Here is a 15,049-nt window from a genome sequence, read left to right on the forward strand (position 1 = left end):
GTCAGATGTATAGTTAATGAAGAGTTATCAAACTTAATACCAATAATTCACTAAATCCACATTGGTTTTCGTGTACTACCTTAATCAGAAATTAGTTTAAAAAAATGAAATTCTGATTTTAAATTGTAAGCAGATATATTTTAATTAACAAAATTTAACAAGTTGTTTTTCATTGGTTTAAAAATGCTTTCTGTAATTTTGAGTATGAAGAAAATTTTTAGTTTAATTGTATTGATTTTCAGTGCTTCACTCTGTTATTCACAAGAGCAAGTTATCGTAAATGATATACCGATGATTAAATATGAACAGCTGGAAAATAAAATCAAGGAAGAAAAAGATGTTTTATTGGTTCTTAATTTCTGGTCGACGACTTGTGCACCTTGTGTGAGGGAGCTTCCGGATTTTATGGAGGTTAACAATAAATTTAAAAGTAATCTGAAATATAAAATGCTTTTGGTTTCTTTAGACCGAGCAAAAGATAAAGAGCGCGTAATTGAATTCATCAAAAAGAAAAACCTGACTGCTGAAGTGGTTTTATTGGATGATATCAAAAGAATGAATACGTGGATTCCAAAATTTGAAAAAAACTGGGACGGAAATATTCCGGTAACGATTGTCTATAAAAATGGAGAAAAAGTTCACTTTAATGATGGTGAAATGTCGAAAACTGAACTCGAAAATGTTATCACAAAAAATTTATAAATCATGAAAAATATCAAAATTTTAATGACCGCGACAATAGTTGGTCTAAGTTTGTTGAGTTTTACAAAAACAAATCATAAACACGAAGAGCCAAAAACCAAAACGGCTTCTGCAAAAGGTTACGAAGTAGGAGATTTTGCAGCTGATTTTAAGCTAAAAAATGTAGACGGAAAAATGGTTTCTTTAAGCGATTTTAAAAAAGCAAAAGGCTTTATCGTAGTTTTTACCTGTAATCATTGTCCGTATGCGAAAAAATATGAAGGCAGAATCATAGAGCTCGATAAAAAATATAAAGAAGCTGGTTATCCTGTAATCGCCATTAACCCGAATGATCCGAATGTACAACCTGAAGATGGTTTCAAAGAAATGATTTCAAGAGCAAAAGATAAAGGTTTTACATTCCCTTATTTGGTGGATGAAGGACAGAAAGTGTATCCTCAATATGGTGCTACAAAAACGCCTCACGTTTTTATTCTTCAAAAAGAAGGTGCGAAAAATGTTGTAAAATATATTGGTGCAATCGACAATAATTACGAAGATCCTAACGATGTTTCAGAGCGTTATGTGGAAGATGCAATGGATGCTTTACTAAAAAATGAACCGGTAAAAATGACAAAAACCGTTGCAATCGGCTGTACAATTAAGGTAAAAAAATAATTAAAAATTATATTCAATGCTAAACGAAATCTAAAAAAAGGTTTCGTTTTTTATTTAAATGCTTGAGAAAGGAAAGTGAAAAGCCATTTTAAAATGAAAAGAATCAACGTAAACGAAGCCATCGTTAAAAAACCATAGAATATTCTTAAAAAATGTGTTTTTACATCATCATCAGATTGTTTTATTTTTAATTTTGCCATGGTGATGAAACCCACATAATACAGTACAAGCAAAGCAACGGGAATGAATAGATATAAAATAAAGGTTTCTAATTGTGCCATAGATTATCAGTAATTTTTGTAAAATTAAATCTAAAAAATAAATTCAAATGATGCGTATAAAATTTAGTTTAAAATATTTTTTAATCACAATCCTCATTTTCTTTGCTGAGGTCTTAATTGCCACAGTTTTAAAAGATAATTTCTTTATCAGAGCTTATTTGGGAGACGTCATTGTAGTGATGTTGCTTTACACTTTTGTAAAAAGCTTTTTAATAGTAAACGACACAAAATTAATCCTCGGAATTTTTGTGTTTTCCTGTTTGGTGGAGTTTGCCCAGTTTTTCAATATTGCAGAAAAATTAGGCTTCCAACCGGGAAGCCTAATGTATATAGTTATCGGAAATTCTTTCTCGTGGATTGATATTTTATGTTACGGTATAGGTTGTTTGATTCTTTATCTTTTGATTATTAAATCTAATCAGAAAAAAAACTTTTAGTTTTCAGAAAATAAGTTATTTCAAATATCTAATTATCTATCAACTAACAACTAAAACCCAACAACAACCTACTATCTTCCAAAAGAATCATATTTATCTTCCGCATATTTTATAAAACGGTTTAGTAAAGCCACATTGTCTTTTTCCATCGGAGAAAGTTCGCTATCAACATTGTTTGAAACCGGAATATACCAATCAGTTTGCTCAAAAAAGTTTCTGTACGTCTGTTTTTTGAAAGAATAACCATGTCTTGCGAAAACAGAATTTTTAATGATTTCCATGTCGAGTTTTCGAAGGTTTTTGATGTCTTTTTCGCTCAGTTTTTGTTTGGAAGCATTGATTTTAAAAACGGCATCAGAAGCAATTCTGTTTTTAGATTGAGTGTACGTTTCGGTTTTACCTGTTTCTTCGTCGGTGTATTTTTCTTTAAAATCTCTTGGGTTTTCCCAATCAATTAATTCAGAATTTTGATCCAACATAAAATTCGGATTGTAAACAAACTCTTTTTTGATCAACTTTAAATTTTTTAAAGACGCTTTTACGGCAGATTTATTAAAGGCAGTCCATTTTCCTGTAATGCTGTCGTTTTTAAGCTTAACTTCAAATCTGCCATCGGTTTTATCATTTCCCGGTTCATCCAAAATAAAAGATTGAGAACTTTCGTTGAAAATCCCTCTGAAAGGTCTTTGAGTTCCGTTCACAATACTTTGTCCGTACACAGAATCCTGGGTAATTCTGTTGATTTTTAAAGACAGTCTTTTGATATTTATTCCTTCATAATCTTCGTCAACTTCATTATCATGCATCATCTCTTTTCCGGCAAATTCTCCGGTGTAGATTCCATAATACTCTTTATGAACTTCTGGAATGACGACTGAATCTTTTTTAGCAGTTAAACTGTCTTTAGATTTTTCTTCGGTTGTAACGTCTTTTTTACAGCTTGTCAAACCGATTGCGAAAAGGGCAATTAAAGTAAATTTTAAAATTTTCATATTGATTAAATGTGCTTTTTTGTGATTAAATATTCTATTAAAATAATGTTTGGAATCCAACCCAGCCAAGCAATAATTTGGTAAACATCCATTGGATTTGGGTGGAATAAATATACAATAATTACTTTCCACATTCTCAAAGTGATGGCAGAAATTGTGAGTGCGAAACTTCGCCACATCCATTGTTTGTGTTCTTTAAATTTCTTTTGTTTGGCTAATTGATATGCTTTGAAAGTTGAAAACCACCATAAACAGCCCAAAATCACAAATGAAATTTTAGAAAGAAAACCTCCGTTAGCAAAGATTCCCATGTAAATTCCTGAAGGTGCTGCGAGAATTAGAATCAGGAAAATGTAAATTTTCCCTGCGTTTTTGTGGAATTTTTTTAAGCCAAAATCTTTTCTTAGAATGGCTAAAAATCCTGCCAATAAAACAAAAATGCTTGTGTAAACGTGAGTATAGAAAAAGTAAAGATATTCCGGCCTTTCAACGACTTCAGTTTGTTTAATCATTAAAAAACTGACATTAGTATCTAAAGGAATATACTCTAAAGTGATCTTCAGCATGAGCCAAAAGAAATACCCGAATCCTGTGATGAGAAGAATTTTTAAAACGGACGAAATATTTTTTTTGACTGAAAGCATTTATTTAATCTTTAACAAAAGTAATTTCAACAGGTAACCTATATGTAGAATCTATTGGTTTACCATTTAGCTTCTTCGGAATCAATTCGAATTTGTTCATTTCGTTGATTGCTCTTTCCGTCTCATTATTCATGGAAACATTTGTTCCTGTTGTTTTTATGTTAGTGATTTTTCCTTCTGATGTGACAATGAATGTGACTTCGGACTTTACTGTTCCTTTTCCGTTGACTTTATCCATGTCAAAAACTTCAGAAAACTTTTGTCTGAAACTATACATTTCTTTAAGATGAGGAGTGTCATAAATTTTATGAACTTTCTCGCTTTTTGAAAGGCTTTCTTCTTGAGAGAAAATTTTTCCGCAACTCATTAGTATAATGAAAATAAAGAGTTTTTTCATCCGAAATCTTTTATAGATTATTCAAATCCTGCGCAATCAACCATGCTTCACTCCAGCAAGCCTGAAAGTTAAAACCACCGGTTAAGGCGTCTATATTTAAAACTTCTCCGGCCACGTAAAAGTTAGGCAAAATTTTCGAAGACATATTTTTAAAATTAATTTCCTTTAAATCTACACCTCCTGCAGTTACAAACTCATCTTTAAAAGTCGATTTTCCTGTAACCTGAAATTTCTTTTTGCATAAATTTTCCAAAATCGTGTGCATTTCTTTTCCTGAAATATTCGCAATTTGTTTATTTAAATCAACCTTTGAAACTTCCAAAATTCTCTGCCAAAAGCGATTCGTTACCTCAAAAATTTTCGATTGTCCGATAGATTTCTTCGGATTTGACTGTTTAAAATTCTGGAATAACTCTTCCGCCTCATCAATATCTTTCGAAATAAAATTAACCTGAATTTCAAAATTGTATTTTACTTTTGCCAAATTAATCGCTTCCCAAGCCGAAATTTTCAAAATAGCAGGTCCGGAAAGTCCCCAATGCGTAATCAATAATGGTCCGCTTTCTTCCGTTTTTAATTTTGGAATGGAAGTTTCTGCCATTTCAAAACTTGTCCCTAAAAGATCTTTCAGCAAATCATCTTTAATGTTAAAAGTAAATAGAGAAGGAACTAAATCAATGATTTTATGACCTAAATTTTCAATCATTTTTAAAGACTTCGGTGAACTTCCTGTCGTGTAAATGACAAAATCAGCTTCAAAATCTCCTAAACTTGTTTTCACAACATATTTTTCATCAAGCTTTTCAATTTCTTTTACCGAACATTTGGTTTTAACTTCAACATTTTTCTGCTGAATTTCATTCTGAAAAGTATTGATAATCGTCTGCGAAGAATTGCTTTCAGGGAAAACTCTGTTGTCCTTTTCTATCTTCAACGAAATTTTTCGTTTTTCAAACCAATCCATTGTATCTCCCGGCTGGAATTTGGTGAAAACACTTAATAATTCCTTATTTCCGCGCGGATAAAACTGAACTAATTCTTTTGGGTCAAAACATCCATGAGTAACATTGCATCTTCCGCCTCCCGAAATTTTCACTTTCTGAAGTACATCAGAATTCTGTTCGAGAATGGTGATTTTATATTTCTTTTCGTCAAGATTTGCTGCACAGAAAAATCCTGCTGCACCGCCTCCAATAATGATAATTTGCTTCATAATTATTTAATCTTATGCTGAAGATTATTTTTGCAAAACTACAATTTTTATAAACCATCTTATTTGAGTAATTTTGAGGATTATAATTTTTGAATTTTTAAACGAAATTATTAACTACAAAAGTGTTTTTCTCATTATCTACTCAGTTTGTCATTCCGTAGGAATCTCAGCAGAGTTTTGAATAATGTTGTTTAGATTCCTACGGAATGACAAACATTGTAAATGCTTAAATTAAATGGATAATATTCTTAAGGTCATATTTTAAAACAAAATTTTAATGATTTTCTACCATACATTTGAAGTTCGCTGGAGCGACCTTGACGCCAATAAACACCTTGCCAATTCATCTTATGTGCAATATTGCGCACAAACGAGAATGGCTTTTATGAAAAAAGAAAGAATGGGAGTTACCCAAATGAGCCGCTGGGGAATTGGTCCGGTAATTATGCACGAAAGATTCTCCTTTTTTAAAGAAATTTTTGCTGACCAAAAAGTAATCGTTAGTTTAGAAATCGACGGATGTGCAGAAGACGCTGCAATTTACCGTTTTGTACATAAATTTTATCTTACTGATGGTTCACACTGTGCAACTTCAGAAGCAACCGGCGTTTGGATTGATACGATGTTGAGAAAAATGACTTCGCCACCGGATGATGTCGTTGAAGCAATGAATAAATATAAAACAGCTGAAACCATTCTAATGACAAGAGAAGATTTTAAAAAACTTCCTTTCCGTCCGGAAAATATAGATCCGGCAATTTTTAATAAATAAATGATCATTGATAAATAATGATTGATTTTTTGTCATCATTTATCAATTATCAACCATCAATTATATAAGAATTTATGTTTGAAGATAAAGAACCAGAATTAACGCCCATTTCAAAACTAGGAGAATTTGGCTTAATTAAACACCTTACTCAATTTTTCCCATTGTCCAATGAATCTTCGGAAGTTGGAGTAGGAGATGATGCCGCAGTCATCAATCCGGGAAACAAAAAAGTTGTTTTAACGACCGATGTTTTGGCTGAGGGAGTTCATTTCAATTTGGGATATGTTCCTTTGAAGCATTTAGGGTATAAAGCTGTTGTGGTAAATCTTAGCGATATTGCAGCAATGAATGCAACACCGACTCAGATTTTAGTTTCTCTTGCAGTTTCGAACCGTTTTCCGGTGGAAGCTTTAGAAGAATTGTATTCCGGAATTCAGGCGGCTTGTGGAAGATATAAAGTCGATTTGATCGGTGGCGATACGACGAGTTCCAACGCAGGATTGGTGATGAGCATTACCGCTGTCGGAATTGACGATGAAGAAAATATCGTGAAAAGAAGTGGCGCAAAACCAAACGACTTGCTTGTTGTGAGTGGAGATTTGGGCGGAGCTTACATGGGGCTTCAGATTTTGGAAAGAGAACATGCCGTTTTCTTGGCAGACCCAAATATGCAGCCTGAAATGGAAGGTTTCGACTATATTTTGGAAAGACAATTGAAGCCTGAAGCGAGAACCGACGTAAAAGGAATTTTAGAACAATTGGATATCAAACCAACGTCTATGATTGATATTTCAGACGGTTTGGCTTCGGAAATCCTACATCTTTCTGACCAGTCGAAAGTAGGTTTCAGACTGTATGAAGAAAAAATCCCGATGGATAATCTGACGATTACAACGGCCGATGATTTGAATTTAAATCCTGTAATGACGGCTTTGAGCGGTGGTGAAGATTATGAATTGCTGTTCACGATTGCTTCAGAAGATTTTGATAAAATAAAAAACCATCCGGATTTTACTATTATCGGTCATGCTGTTGAAAAAGAAGAAGGGAATTTTATGGTAGCAAGAGGCTCTAATCAATTGGTAGCGTTGACCGCACAAGGGTGGGACGCTTTTTTAAGCAATCAGCAAAACGATTAAAATTTAATTTTAAATATTGTGAAGCAACTGCATTTTTTTGTAGTGGTTTTTTATTAAATTAAAAATATAGCAAATTTATAAGTTTAGACATAAATTGTATTAAGCTAATTACTAATTATGAAGGATCTTTTTGAGTTCAGGGCATCTATTAATAATGATAATTTTCATTTTACAGATGAGATGACTGATCATTTTATTAAACTTATAGAATCAAAATCGCTTTTTTGGGGAGGTGGATATGGTGATAATTATATGCAAGGAAGTTTGTATTGTGATGAAAATTTACATACCGAAATTGTTGCGTATTTTCAAAGATTAAATGATAACATCAAAGTTGATATAAGCATATTCGGAATTTCTAAAATTTGATTTGATTATTTGCAATGCCTCTGTTGCGGATATTTTACGCTTTCCAATCGAAGACATTTTGAAATCTGTGATGTTTGTTTTTGGGAAGATGATGGTGTCTCTGAACCTTCAGAAGAAAGCGGACCTAATCATATGACTTTAGAAAAGGGTCGGTTAAATTTTTCTAAATTCGGGGCTTGTGAAGAAGAGTTTGTAAAAAATGTGGTTAAAAATCCTGAAAATATATACAGAAAGGGAGATTTGTAATATAAAAATCCAGCTCATTTTTTGAGCTGGATTTCAATTTTTATATAAAATTTTTACGCCTTCACAATATTCACAATCACTTCCAAAGCTTTTTCCATACTTTCCAAAGCAACGTACTCATAAGGTCCGTGGAAATTAAGTCCACCAGCAAAAATATTCGGACAAGGTAATCCCATATAAGACAATTGTGCTCCATCGGTTCCGCCTCTGATTGCCTTGATTTTAGGCTCAATTCCAGCTTCTTTCATCGCTTTTGCTGCCAAATCAACAATGTGCATTTTACCCTCAAACTGCTGTTTCATATTACGATATTGCTCTTTAATCTCAACTTCAGCGGTTTTCTCGCCATGTTTTTGATTAAATTCAGCAACTTTTTCTTCCATAAATTTTTTTCTAGCCTCAAATTTCTCTTTGTCATGATCACGAATAATGTATTGAAGTTTACACTCTGAAACATCAGAAGTTACATCCATCAAATGATAAAATCCGTCAAAACCTTTTGTAGTTGAAGGAGTTTCGTTTGCTGGTAAAGATTGGATAAATTCTGCAGCCAAAAGACTTGCATTCACCATTTTTCCGAAGGCATAACCTGGATGTACGCTCAATCCGTGGATTTTCACAACAGCTCCGGCTGCGTTGAAGTTTTCGTATTCCAATTCTCCAACTACACCACCATCCATTGTGTACGCAAACTCAGCTCCGAATTTTGCCACATCAAATTTATGCGCTCCTCTTCCAATTTCTTCATCGGGTGTAAATCCTATTGCCATTCTTCCATGCTTAATTTCAGGATGAGCAATAAGGTATTCTGCAGCCGTTACAATCTCTGCACAACCTGCTTTATCATCGGCTCCGAGAAGTGTATTTCCGTCTGTTGTAATTAAAGTCTGACCGATATATTTCTTTAAACTTTCAAATTTTGAAGGCGATAATGTAAAGTTGGTTTCTTTGTTTAAAACCAAATCTTCACCCTGATAATTTTCCCAAACCTGAGGTTTTACATTTTCACCACTGAAATCCGGTGAAGTATCATAATGAGAAATGAACCCGATGGTTGGCTGATTATCATTCTCCAAATTAGAAGGAACATACGCCATAATATACCCATGGTCATCAATAGAAATATCTTCCAGGCCGATTGTTTTCAGTTCTTCAACGATGTAATTTGCGATGTCCCACTGTCTTTCTGTAGAAGGTGTCATTTCGCTTTCAGCGTCACTGGTTGAATATATTTTTACATAGCTGAGAAAACGGTTCAGTAATTTTTCTCTCCACATCGAGTTGAATTCTATTGTACTCATTTTAATTTCTAAATTTTTACAAATATACGATGCCTATATTAAATCATTACCAACAAAAAACCTTCGTTCGGAAGGTTTTAAATTTTAATCGAGATAATTATTGATACTTCTAATATTACTAATCATACTTTCTTGATTTTCTTTTGGAGGAGTTTTTCCAAAAATCCCAACAAAAGCTCCAATAGGATCATTGAAAACCTGTGCTCTTTTCTTTGAAAACCTTTCGTAATCTGTTTTTACGGCTCTATCTAAAGGAACAATAGGCTTCACAACTCTTTTTAAACTTTCTAAAGTAAAATGGAAATAATCTTTAGAATCATATGCTTCTAAAACAAGACCAGGTAAATTCTTGAAAGTATAAGGTCCTTCTGAAATCGGAATTTCTTCTGTATACCATACAGTTATGGATTTGTTATGATATTTCCCAACCGCTTTTTTACAAGTATATTCACGAATTTTTTTAGTTTCATTTAAAAAAGACCATTGGACTTTTTCTACTGCAGGATAGTTGTAGGTGACATTAAGAATTTTATCAAATATAATAATTTCGCCATTTCTCTTTATCACTTCTGGAATATATTTTGCCGAAGCCCAATTTTCTGTTCTCATTATTGCGATGCCATTAACAGGATTTTTATTACTTTTATCTATCTCTGCAAATGTTATAGAATCTGCTTTTTCTTTGAAATCACTTCTAAATATGGAAGAATTTTTACCTATTCTCAAATATGCAAGTTCTTTTTTCAAAGTATGAGTATTTGCTGAATCAATAAGAAAAGTAGTTAAATATTTACATTCAATAAAAGAGCTATCTGGTTTTTGTGCAAAAAAGAAATTTGATATAAAGAGTAAAAATATTAATTTAAGTTTCATATTGTTTTTTAATATTAAAATTAATATATACTAATATATGCACCAGCATAATCACGCGTTTTACACATGAAAATATTATATAAATCGGTATTCTCTCTTTGGCACGCTCGAGACTGCTCATAACTGCCTGAAACTTCAGTATCGTAACAGACAGTGTCAATAACCATTTCATTAGGCTTGCACCATGCGACTATTCCATATGTATAACATTTTTGGGATTTCAACTTTTTTATATCTTCTTTAGCTTCAATCTTTACCTCTGAATTTTTTTCCATCTTTAAATCATTTGCCCTTGCAATACTTGCTGTAGCAAATAAAGCTACTAAAAAAATCTTTTTCATTGTATTATTTTTTAATTACAAATACAAAAATGTTAATGATTTTGTGTTTGATTGTATTATTTTGCCGATATTTTTAATAGTAAATCCGATAATTTTATATATTTGCCAAAACCACAAATATGAAAATAGGCAAAAAACTGAGAGAATTTCGCTATAAAAATAATAACTCCCAACAAGAAGTTGCTGAACTCTTAAATATCTCGCAAAGCACATACTGTGACTGGGAAAGTGATAGAACGTTTCCTAAATTCGAAAATTTATCAAAAATTGCTAAACTTTATAACATTGATATTAATGATTTGATTTCATCAGAGAAAGGAAATAATATTAATTTAGTTACAGGAAGTGAAACAACCGAGGTATTGCTTAAAGTGTCGGAAAAATTAGATAAACTGGTTGAGGTTGTTGAAAAATTAATTGAAAAAAAGTAAAAATTCTAATTCTACATCTGATTATCTTCAATATTTAAAATCAAAAACTAATAAATTAAAAGTTTATAATAGGTTATTTGTTGCTGAATGTATCTTATCGAAATTATAAATCGGAAATAAATTATTGATAATCAATTTAATATTAGCTTTGTTTTAAATCAGAACTAAATAGTTTAGTTTTATTATATTTGAGAAAATCAAAAGTAAAATGTTTCTTACCGAATGTCCCAGAGACGCAATGCAGGGTTGGGATGAATTTATTCCGACCGACAAAAAAATAGATTACATCAATTCACTGATGGAAGTTGGTTTTGATGTGCTCGATTGCCTGAGTTTTGTCTCTCCGAAAGCGATTCCGCAAATGGCAGATTCTGCTGAGGTTGCCGAAAATATCGACAAATCTTTATCAAATACCAAAGTTTCAGCAATAATCGGAAATTACAGAGGAGCCGAGAAAGCTCTAATGCATCCATCCGTAGATATTTTAGGCTTTCCGTTTTCTATTTCTGAGACTTTTCAACATCGAAATACTAATAAAAATCAAGAGGAAGCTTTTGATGATATTGTGAAAATGATGGAACTGACAAAAAGTGAAGGCAAAGAACTGAATCTTTATTTTTCAATGGCATTTGGAAATCCTTACGGCGAAATGTGGAAATGGGAAGATGTTGATTTCTGGGCAAACCGTTTTTCTGAAATTGGAATTAAAAACATCTTACTTTCTGATACAACAGGAGTTGCAACGCCGGAAACCATTGCTCTACTATTTGAAAAAATTCCTTCAAAGTATCCTGAAATTGATTTCGGAGCTCATTTTCACAACCGTTACGAAGATTCTTATTCTAAATTGAAAGCCGCTTATGATCAAGGTTGCAGAAGATATGATTCTGCCATCAAAGGAATTGGCGGTTGTCCGATGGCGAAAGATGATTTGGTAGGAAATATGCCGACCGAACAGGTAATCAACTTTATGAGCGTTGAAAAAGCGGAACACAAATTGAATTTATTGAATTTCGAAAGTTCTTATAACAGAGCGAAAGATATTTTTCATTTTTGAGACATCGTCTCTTTTATTTTAAAAAATTATGACATCAAAAATAACATACATCGGCGGACTCAGATGTTCAGCTGAACATTTACAGTCAGGAACCATTATCGAAAGTGATGCGCCAACCGACAACCATGGAAAAGGGGAAAAGTTTTCACCGACTGATCTTTGTGCGACTTCTTTAGCAGAATGTGCTTTGACGACCATTGCCATTTTAGGAAAAGACAAAAAGATCAATATCGACGGAGCGTACTGTACACTTCAGAAAATTATGAAAACGGAGCCGAGAAGAATCGGGGAAATTGTCTGTAATTTTGTTTTTCAAGATTCCTATTCAGATAAGGAAAAAGCGTTCATCGAAGAAACTGCTCACAATTGTCCGGTGGCCAGAAGCCTTCATCCGGAATTGGTACAGACCATGATTTTCATTTATCAATAAAATAAGCCGCAGAGATATTTCTGCGGTTTTTTATTTAAGGTTTAAACATTTTTAGATATGGTTCCAATCATTTCATCAAAACAACTGAAAAACCTTTCCATTGAAAGATTCATAAGAATAGGAAATTATTAAATTGCGAAAGATGTTTAGAAGAGTAACGTCTTGTTTGTCATTCTTACGAAGGAAGAATCTCAATAGTAATTTATAGATTATTCATTCCGCTTTCACTTTTTTTCAGAATGACAAACCTGTAGACAAAATAAAAAGCTGCCAAAAATTGACAGCCTCATTTATTTTTTTTAGAAAATTTAAAGCATTCCCAGCTCAAATTTAGCCTCTTCACTCATCATATCTTTGTTCCAGCTTGGCTCAAAAGTAAGTTCGAGATCGACCTCTTTTACGTTTTCTACTGCTTTCACTTTGTCTTTAACTTCCTGAGGCAAAGTTTCTGCTACCGGACAGTTGGGAGTTGTTAAAGTCATAATGATTTTCACATCGGCTTCTTCCGAAATCTGAACGTCATAAATCAATCCCAATTCGTAAATATCCACCGGAATTTCCGGGTCGTAAACGGTTTTCAGTACTCTTATAATTTCTTCACCGATGTCGGCAATCTGATCGTCTGTAAAGTTCATTTGTTAATCTAAATTGATATTTCTCTGCAATAAATCTTCCTGACGCATTCGTCGGAAAATATTTGCCAAAGTTAAGACATCTTTTTCACAATAGTCAACTATTCGCTGCAAGTCTTTTTCTATGTAGTAGATTGATGAAACCATTGATCCGTCGATGTCGTCTTTCGGGGTTGGGATTCCGAAAACGTGAGCTAATAATTCCAGAGAGATAAAGCTTTTGTAGTCGCCAAATTTCCATAATTCCATGGTGTCAATATGGGGGATTTCCCAAGGTTTTTTTCCAAACATTTGAAATGGAGTAGGAGGCATTATTCCGTTTATTAAAAATCTTCTTGCAATCCACGGAAAATCAAATTCTTTACCGTTGTGAGCACAAAGAATGACATCACGAAGTCTAGGACTGTTAAAAATTTCACCAAATTCCATCAGCAATTTTTTCTCATCGTGACCAAAGAAACTTTTTATTTTTAAAGTATCATTTTTTTCAAGCATTCCGATGGTGATGCAGATGATTTTACCAAATTCAGCCATTATTCCGGCTCTTTCGTAGAAATCTTCTGGAGAAATTTCATCTTTTCGTTGATGTCTTGTCTTTTTCTCCCAAAGTTTTTGCTCAGTTTCCGGAATTTCGCTCCATTCTCCGTAAAGCGGAACTGTTTCAATATCAATAAATAAAACTTTTTCTAAAGGAATGTTTTGTATCATTTGTGATGAAATTTTTTGAGTTAAATTTAATTATCCAACCTGAAGTCCGTTTTTCACAGGTAACGATGGACTCAAAAGCGTAACGTCTTTATGGTCATCTCCGTAAACTCCCAAAACCAGACATTCACTGAAGAAATTGGCAATTTGTTTTTTCGGAAAATTAACAACGGCTAAAATTTGTTTTCCAACCAAATCTTCTTTGTTGTAAAGCGTTGTGATTTGTGCTGCAGATTTTCTTATTCCTACATCCCCAAAATCGATTTCAAGTTGATAAGAAGGGTTTCTTGCTTTTTCAAAATCATTTACAGAAATAATTGTTCCGCTTCGGATGTCTAGTTTTTCAAAATCTGCCCAGGAAATTTCAGGTTTAATGCTCATTTAGATTTAATTTAAAATAAAAATACGGTTAAATTTTTATAATTATTCTATTTCGATGTTATTGTAGACAATCCATCTTTTTAAATTTCCAACCATTCTTTTTAAATGGTCTTGGTTCAGGAAGATATTTGTCCAAAATTCAAACCTATCACATTGCACACTTATATAATAGGTCATAATTGATAAACAGGCAAAAGGTAAAAGTTCTTTTTCTTCAGGGTTAATTTCTGTTATCGTTTCGTAGCCTTTTAAAAAACTTTCCGCCTTTACTTGATATTCTTCCTCGTTCAAATTTGTTGTAAATAATTGAAATAGAAAGTAAGAAATGTCAAAGCATAAATAGCCGTTTCCACAAAAATCAAAATCAAAAAATGTTATTTCCTTTTCATTATTAATATGCAGATTGTCAAACCATACATCAAGATGAATGCTTCCTGCTCTTATCTTTTGTGAATCAATATTGTCAAGTTTTAAAATTAAGAAAACAGATAGTTTTTCTAGAAATTCAATTTCACTGTTAGTTGTTTTGAAGAAATTTTTTATACTTAAAATAGAATTAGTAAGTAAGTTCTCACAATTGTAAGATATTCTTTTCAGAGTGAAATTTTCAGTCGATTGATGAACTTTTGCAAGCTCTTGCCCAATAAGAAAACTTGTTTCTGGTGAGAATCTTGCTGTTTTTTCACCTTTTGCATAAGAAAATAAAACGCCATATCTTTTTCCTTCCGGAGCTTCAATTTCCTGAATATACTCATTCGAATTTCCTGCTATTGGATAAGAAACTTGTGTATTCGAATCTTTTAAATGAAGCAAAAGCCTCAATTCTTCTTCGATTTCCAATTTTGTACGCCAATTGTGAGTGTAAATTCTAAAAACGTACTTGTTTTCACCATCCTGAACGATATATAAATGGTTCATTGCAAGCCGAAAGACGCTACATTCAGTTTTGTTGGTTAGCTGATATTTCTTTTGAATAATTTTATCAAGTTCGGTAGGTGAAAATGTACTATTGATTGCGGGAAATTTCTCTTTCATCAATTTTTTGTTTT

22 protein-coding genes are annotated in these 15,049 nt (G+C 32.7%); 10 read left to right on the forward strand and 12 right to left on the reverse strand.

Translation table 11 applies throughout. The features are described 5' to 3' along the window. Window positions 1–204 precede the first annotated feature (204 nt). The gene (locus OEA66_RS13625; protein WP_267281887.1) at window positions 205–702 is read left to right on the forward strand and encodes a TlpA family protein disulfide reductase; all 498 of its coding nucleotides are present in this window, start codon (window positions 205–207) and stop codon (window positions 700–702) included. A gap of 3 nt (window positions 703–705) precedes the next feature. After that, a complete protein-coding gene (locus OEA66_RS13630; RefSeq protein WP_267281888.1) occupies window positions 706–1,359 on the forward strand; it encodes a thioredoxin family protein in 654 nt (217 codons plus the stop codon). Window positions 1,360–1,409: 50 nt separating this feature from the next. On the opposite strand, the gene OEA66_RS13635 is transcribed toward OEA66_RS13630, so the two are convergent. Then, window positions 1,410–1,640: a hypothetical protein gene (locus OEA66_RS13635; RefSeq protein ID WP_267281889.1), complete on the reverse strand. Its 231-nt coding sequence runs from the start codon at window positions 1,638–1,640 to the stop codon at window positions 1,410–1,412. Between the two features lie 50 nt (window positions 1,641–1,690). Here OEA66_RS13635 and OEA66_RS13640 point away from each other — a divergent pair, with 50 nt between their 5' ends. Further along, window positions 1,691–2,077: a ribosomal maturation YjgA family protein gene (locus OEA66_RS13640; protein WP_267282011.1), complete on the forward strand. Its 387-nt coding sequence runs from the start codon at window positions 1,691–1,693 to the stop codon at window positions 2,075–2,077. A gap of 71 nt (window positions 2,078–2,148) precedes the next feature. Here OEA66_RS13640 and OEA66_RS13645 read toward each other — a convergent pair whose 3' ends face one another. From OEA66_RS13645 to OEA66_RS13660, 4 genes are read right to left on the reverse strand one after another with little or no spacing between them, the layout of a single operon-like run. Continuing rightward, window positions 2,149–3,069, reverse strand: a complete 921-nt coding sequence (locus OEA66_RS13645; RefSeq protein WP_267281890.1) for a YARHG domain-containing protein — start codon at window positions 3,067–3,069, stop codon at window positions 2,149–2,151. Window positions 3,070–3,074: 5 nt separating this feature from the next. Continuing rightward, a complete protein-coding gene (locus tag OEA66_RS13650) occupies window positions 3,075–3,713 on the reverse strand; it encodes a DUF2306 domain-containing protein (protein ID WP_267281891.1) in 639 nt (212 codons plus the stop codon). A gap of 4 nt (window positions 3,714–3,717) precedes the next feature. Then, a complete protein-coding gene (locus OEA66_RS13655) occupies window positions 3,718–4,110 on the reverse strand; it encodes an energy transducer TonB (protein ID WP_267281892.1) in 393 nt (130 codons plus the stop codon). 10 nt (window positions 4,111–4,120) lie between these two features. Further along, window positions 4,121–5,323: a BaiN/RdsA family NAD(P)/FAD-dependent oxidoreductase gene (locus OEA66_RS13660; RefSeq protein ID WP_267281893.1), complete on the reverse strand. Its 1,203-nt coding sequence runs from the start codon at window positions 5,321–5,323 to the stop codon at window positions 4,121–4,123. A gap of 277 nt (window positions 5,324–5,600) precedes the next feature. On the opposite strand from OEA66_RS13660, the gene OEA66_RS13665 reads away from it, so the two are divergent. From OEA66_RS13665 to OEA66_RS13680, 4 genes are all read left to right on the forward strand, one after another. Continuing rightward, on the forward strand, window positions 5,601–6,095 hold the full coding sequence (locus OEA66_RS13665; protein WP_267281894.1) for an acyl-CoA thioesterase: 495 nt from the start codon (window positions 5,601–5,603) through the stop codon (window positions 6,093–6,095). A gap of 74 nt (window positions 6,096–6,169) precedes the next feature. Further along, entirely contained in the window at window positions 6,170–7,234 is a 1,065-nt protein-coding gene (thiL, locus tag OEA66_RS13670) for a thiamine-phosphate kinase (protein ID WP_267281895.1), read from the forward strand. Window positions 7,235–7,351: 117 nt separating this feature from the next. Continuing rightward, window positions 7,352–7,603: a hypothetical protein gene (locus tag OEA66_RS13675; protein WP_267281896.1), complete on the forward strand. Its 252-nt coding sequence runs from the start codon at window positions 7,352–7,354 to the stop codon at window positions 7,601–7,603. A gap of 9 nt (window positions 7,604–7,612) precedes the next feature. Next, window positions 7,613–7,849 carry a CPCC family cysteine-rich protein gene (locus OEA66_RS13680; RefSeq protein ID WP_267281897.1) on the forward strand — a complete coding sequence of 79 codons (237 nt, stop codon included), beginning with the start codon at window positions 7,613–7,615 and terminating at the stop codon, window positions 7,847–7,849. A gap of 53 nt (window positions 7,850–7,902) precedes the next feature. Here the strand turns inward: OEA66_RS13680 and pepT are convergent, their stop codons facing one another. The 3 genes from pepT to OEA66_RS13695 form a co-directional block, all read right to left on the reverse strand. Continuing rightward, a complete protein-coding gene (pepT, locus tag OEA66_RS13685; protein WP_267281898.1) occupies window positions 7,903–9,150 on the reverse strand; it encodes a peptidase T in 1,248 nt (415 codons plus the stop codon). A gap of 84 nt (window positions 9,151–9,234) precedes the next feature. After that, window positions 9,235–10,023 (reverse strand): GLPGLI family protein, encoded by a 789-nt coding sequence (locus tag OEA66_RS13690; RefSeq protein WP_267281899.1) that lies wholly within the window; start codon window positions 10,021–10,023, stop codon window positions 9,235–9,237. 20 nt (window positions 10,024–10,043) lie between these two features. Beyond that, on the reverse strand, window positions 10,044–10,364 hold the full coding sequence (locus OEA66_RS13695) for a hypothetical protein (protein WP_267281900.1): 321 nt from the start codon (window positions 10,362–10,364) through the stop codon (window positions 10,044–10,046). Window positions 10,365–10,483: 119 nt separating this feature from the next. On the opposite strand from OEA66_RS13695, the gene OEA66_RS13700 reads away from it, so the two are divergent. The 3 genes from OEA66_RS13700 to OEA66_RS13710 all read left to right on the forward strand — a co-directional run bounded on the left by OEA66_RS13700 (window position 10,484) and on the right by OEA66_RS13710 (window position 12,282). Beyond that, on the forward strand, window positions 10,484–10,795 hold the full coding sequence (locus OEA66_RS13700; RefSeq protein WP_267281901.1) for a helix-turn-helix transcriptional regulator: 312 nt from the start codon (window positions 10,484–10,486) through the stop codon (window positions 10,793–10,795). 208 nt (window positions 10,796–11,003) lie between these two features. Beyond that, window positions 11,004–11,852 carry a hydroxymethylglutaryl-CoA lyase gene (locus OEA66_RS13705; protein WP_267281902.1) on the forward strand — a complete coding sequence of 283 codons (849 nt, stop codon included), beginning with the start codon at window positions 11,004–11,006 and terminating at the stop codon, window positions 11,850–11,852. Window positions 11,853–11,880: 28 nt separating this feature from the next. Then, window positions 11,881–12,282: an OsmC family protein gene (locus OEA66_RS13710; protein ID WP_267281903.1), complete on the forward strand. Its 402-nt coding sequence runs from the start codon at window positions 11,881–11,883 to the stop codon at window positions 12,280–12,282. A gap of 308 nt (window positions 12,283–12,590) precedes the next feature. Here the strand turns inward: OEA66_RS13710 and OEA66_RS13715 are convergent, their stop codons facing one another. Genes OEA66_RS13715 through OEA66_RS13730 form a run of 4 tightly spaced genes read right to left on the reverse strand, consistent with a single transcriptional unit; the run spans window position 12,591 to window position 15,035 of the window. Then, entirely contained in the window at window positions 12,591–12,917 is a 327-nt protein-coding gene (locus OEA66_RS13715; RefSeq protein WP_267281904.1) for an SUF system Fe-S cluster assembly protein, read from the reverse strand. Between the two features lie 3 nt (window positions 12,918–12,920). After that, window positions 12,921–13,622 (reverse strand): 3'-5' exonuclease, encoded by a 702-nt coding sequence (locus OEA66_RS13720; protein ID WP_267281905.1) that lies wholly within the window; start codon window positions 13,620–13,622, stop codon window positions 12,921–12,923. A 30-nt stretch (window positions 13,623–13,652) separates the two neighbouring features. Next, a complete protein-coding gene (locus tag OEA66_RS13725; protein ID WP_267281906.1) occupies window positions 13,653–14,000 on the reverse strand; it encodes a tRNA-binding protein in 348 nt (115 codons plus the stop codon). A gap of 42 nt (window positions 14,001–14,042) precedes the next feature. Next, complete coding sequence (locus OEA66_RS13730) at window positions 14,043–15,035, reverse strand: phosphotransferase (protein ID WP_267281907.1); 993 nt, start codon at window positions 15,033–15,035, stop codon at window positions 14,043–14,045. Window positions 15,036–15,049: the final 14 nt, after the last annotated feature.

The organism is Chryseobacterium luquanense (assembly GCF_026460945.1).
Classification (GTDB): domain Bacteria; phylum Bacteroidota; class Bacteroidia; order Flavobacteriales; family Weeksellaceae; genus Chryseobacterium; species Chryseobacterium luquanense.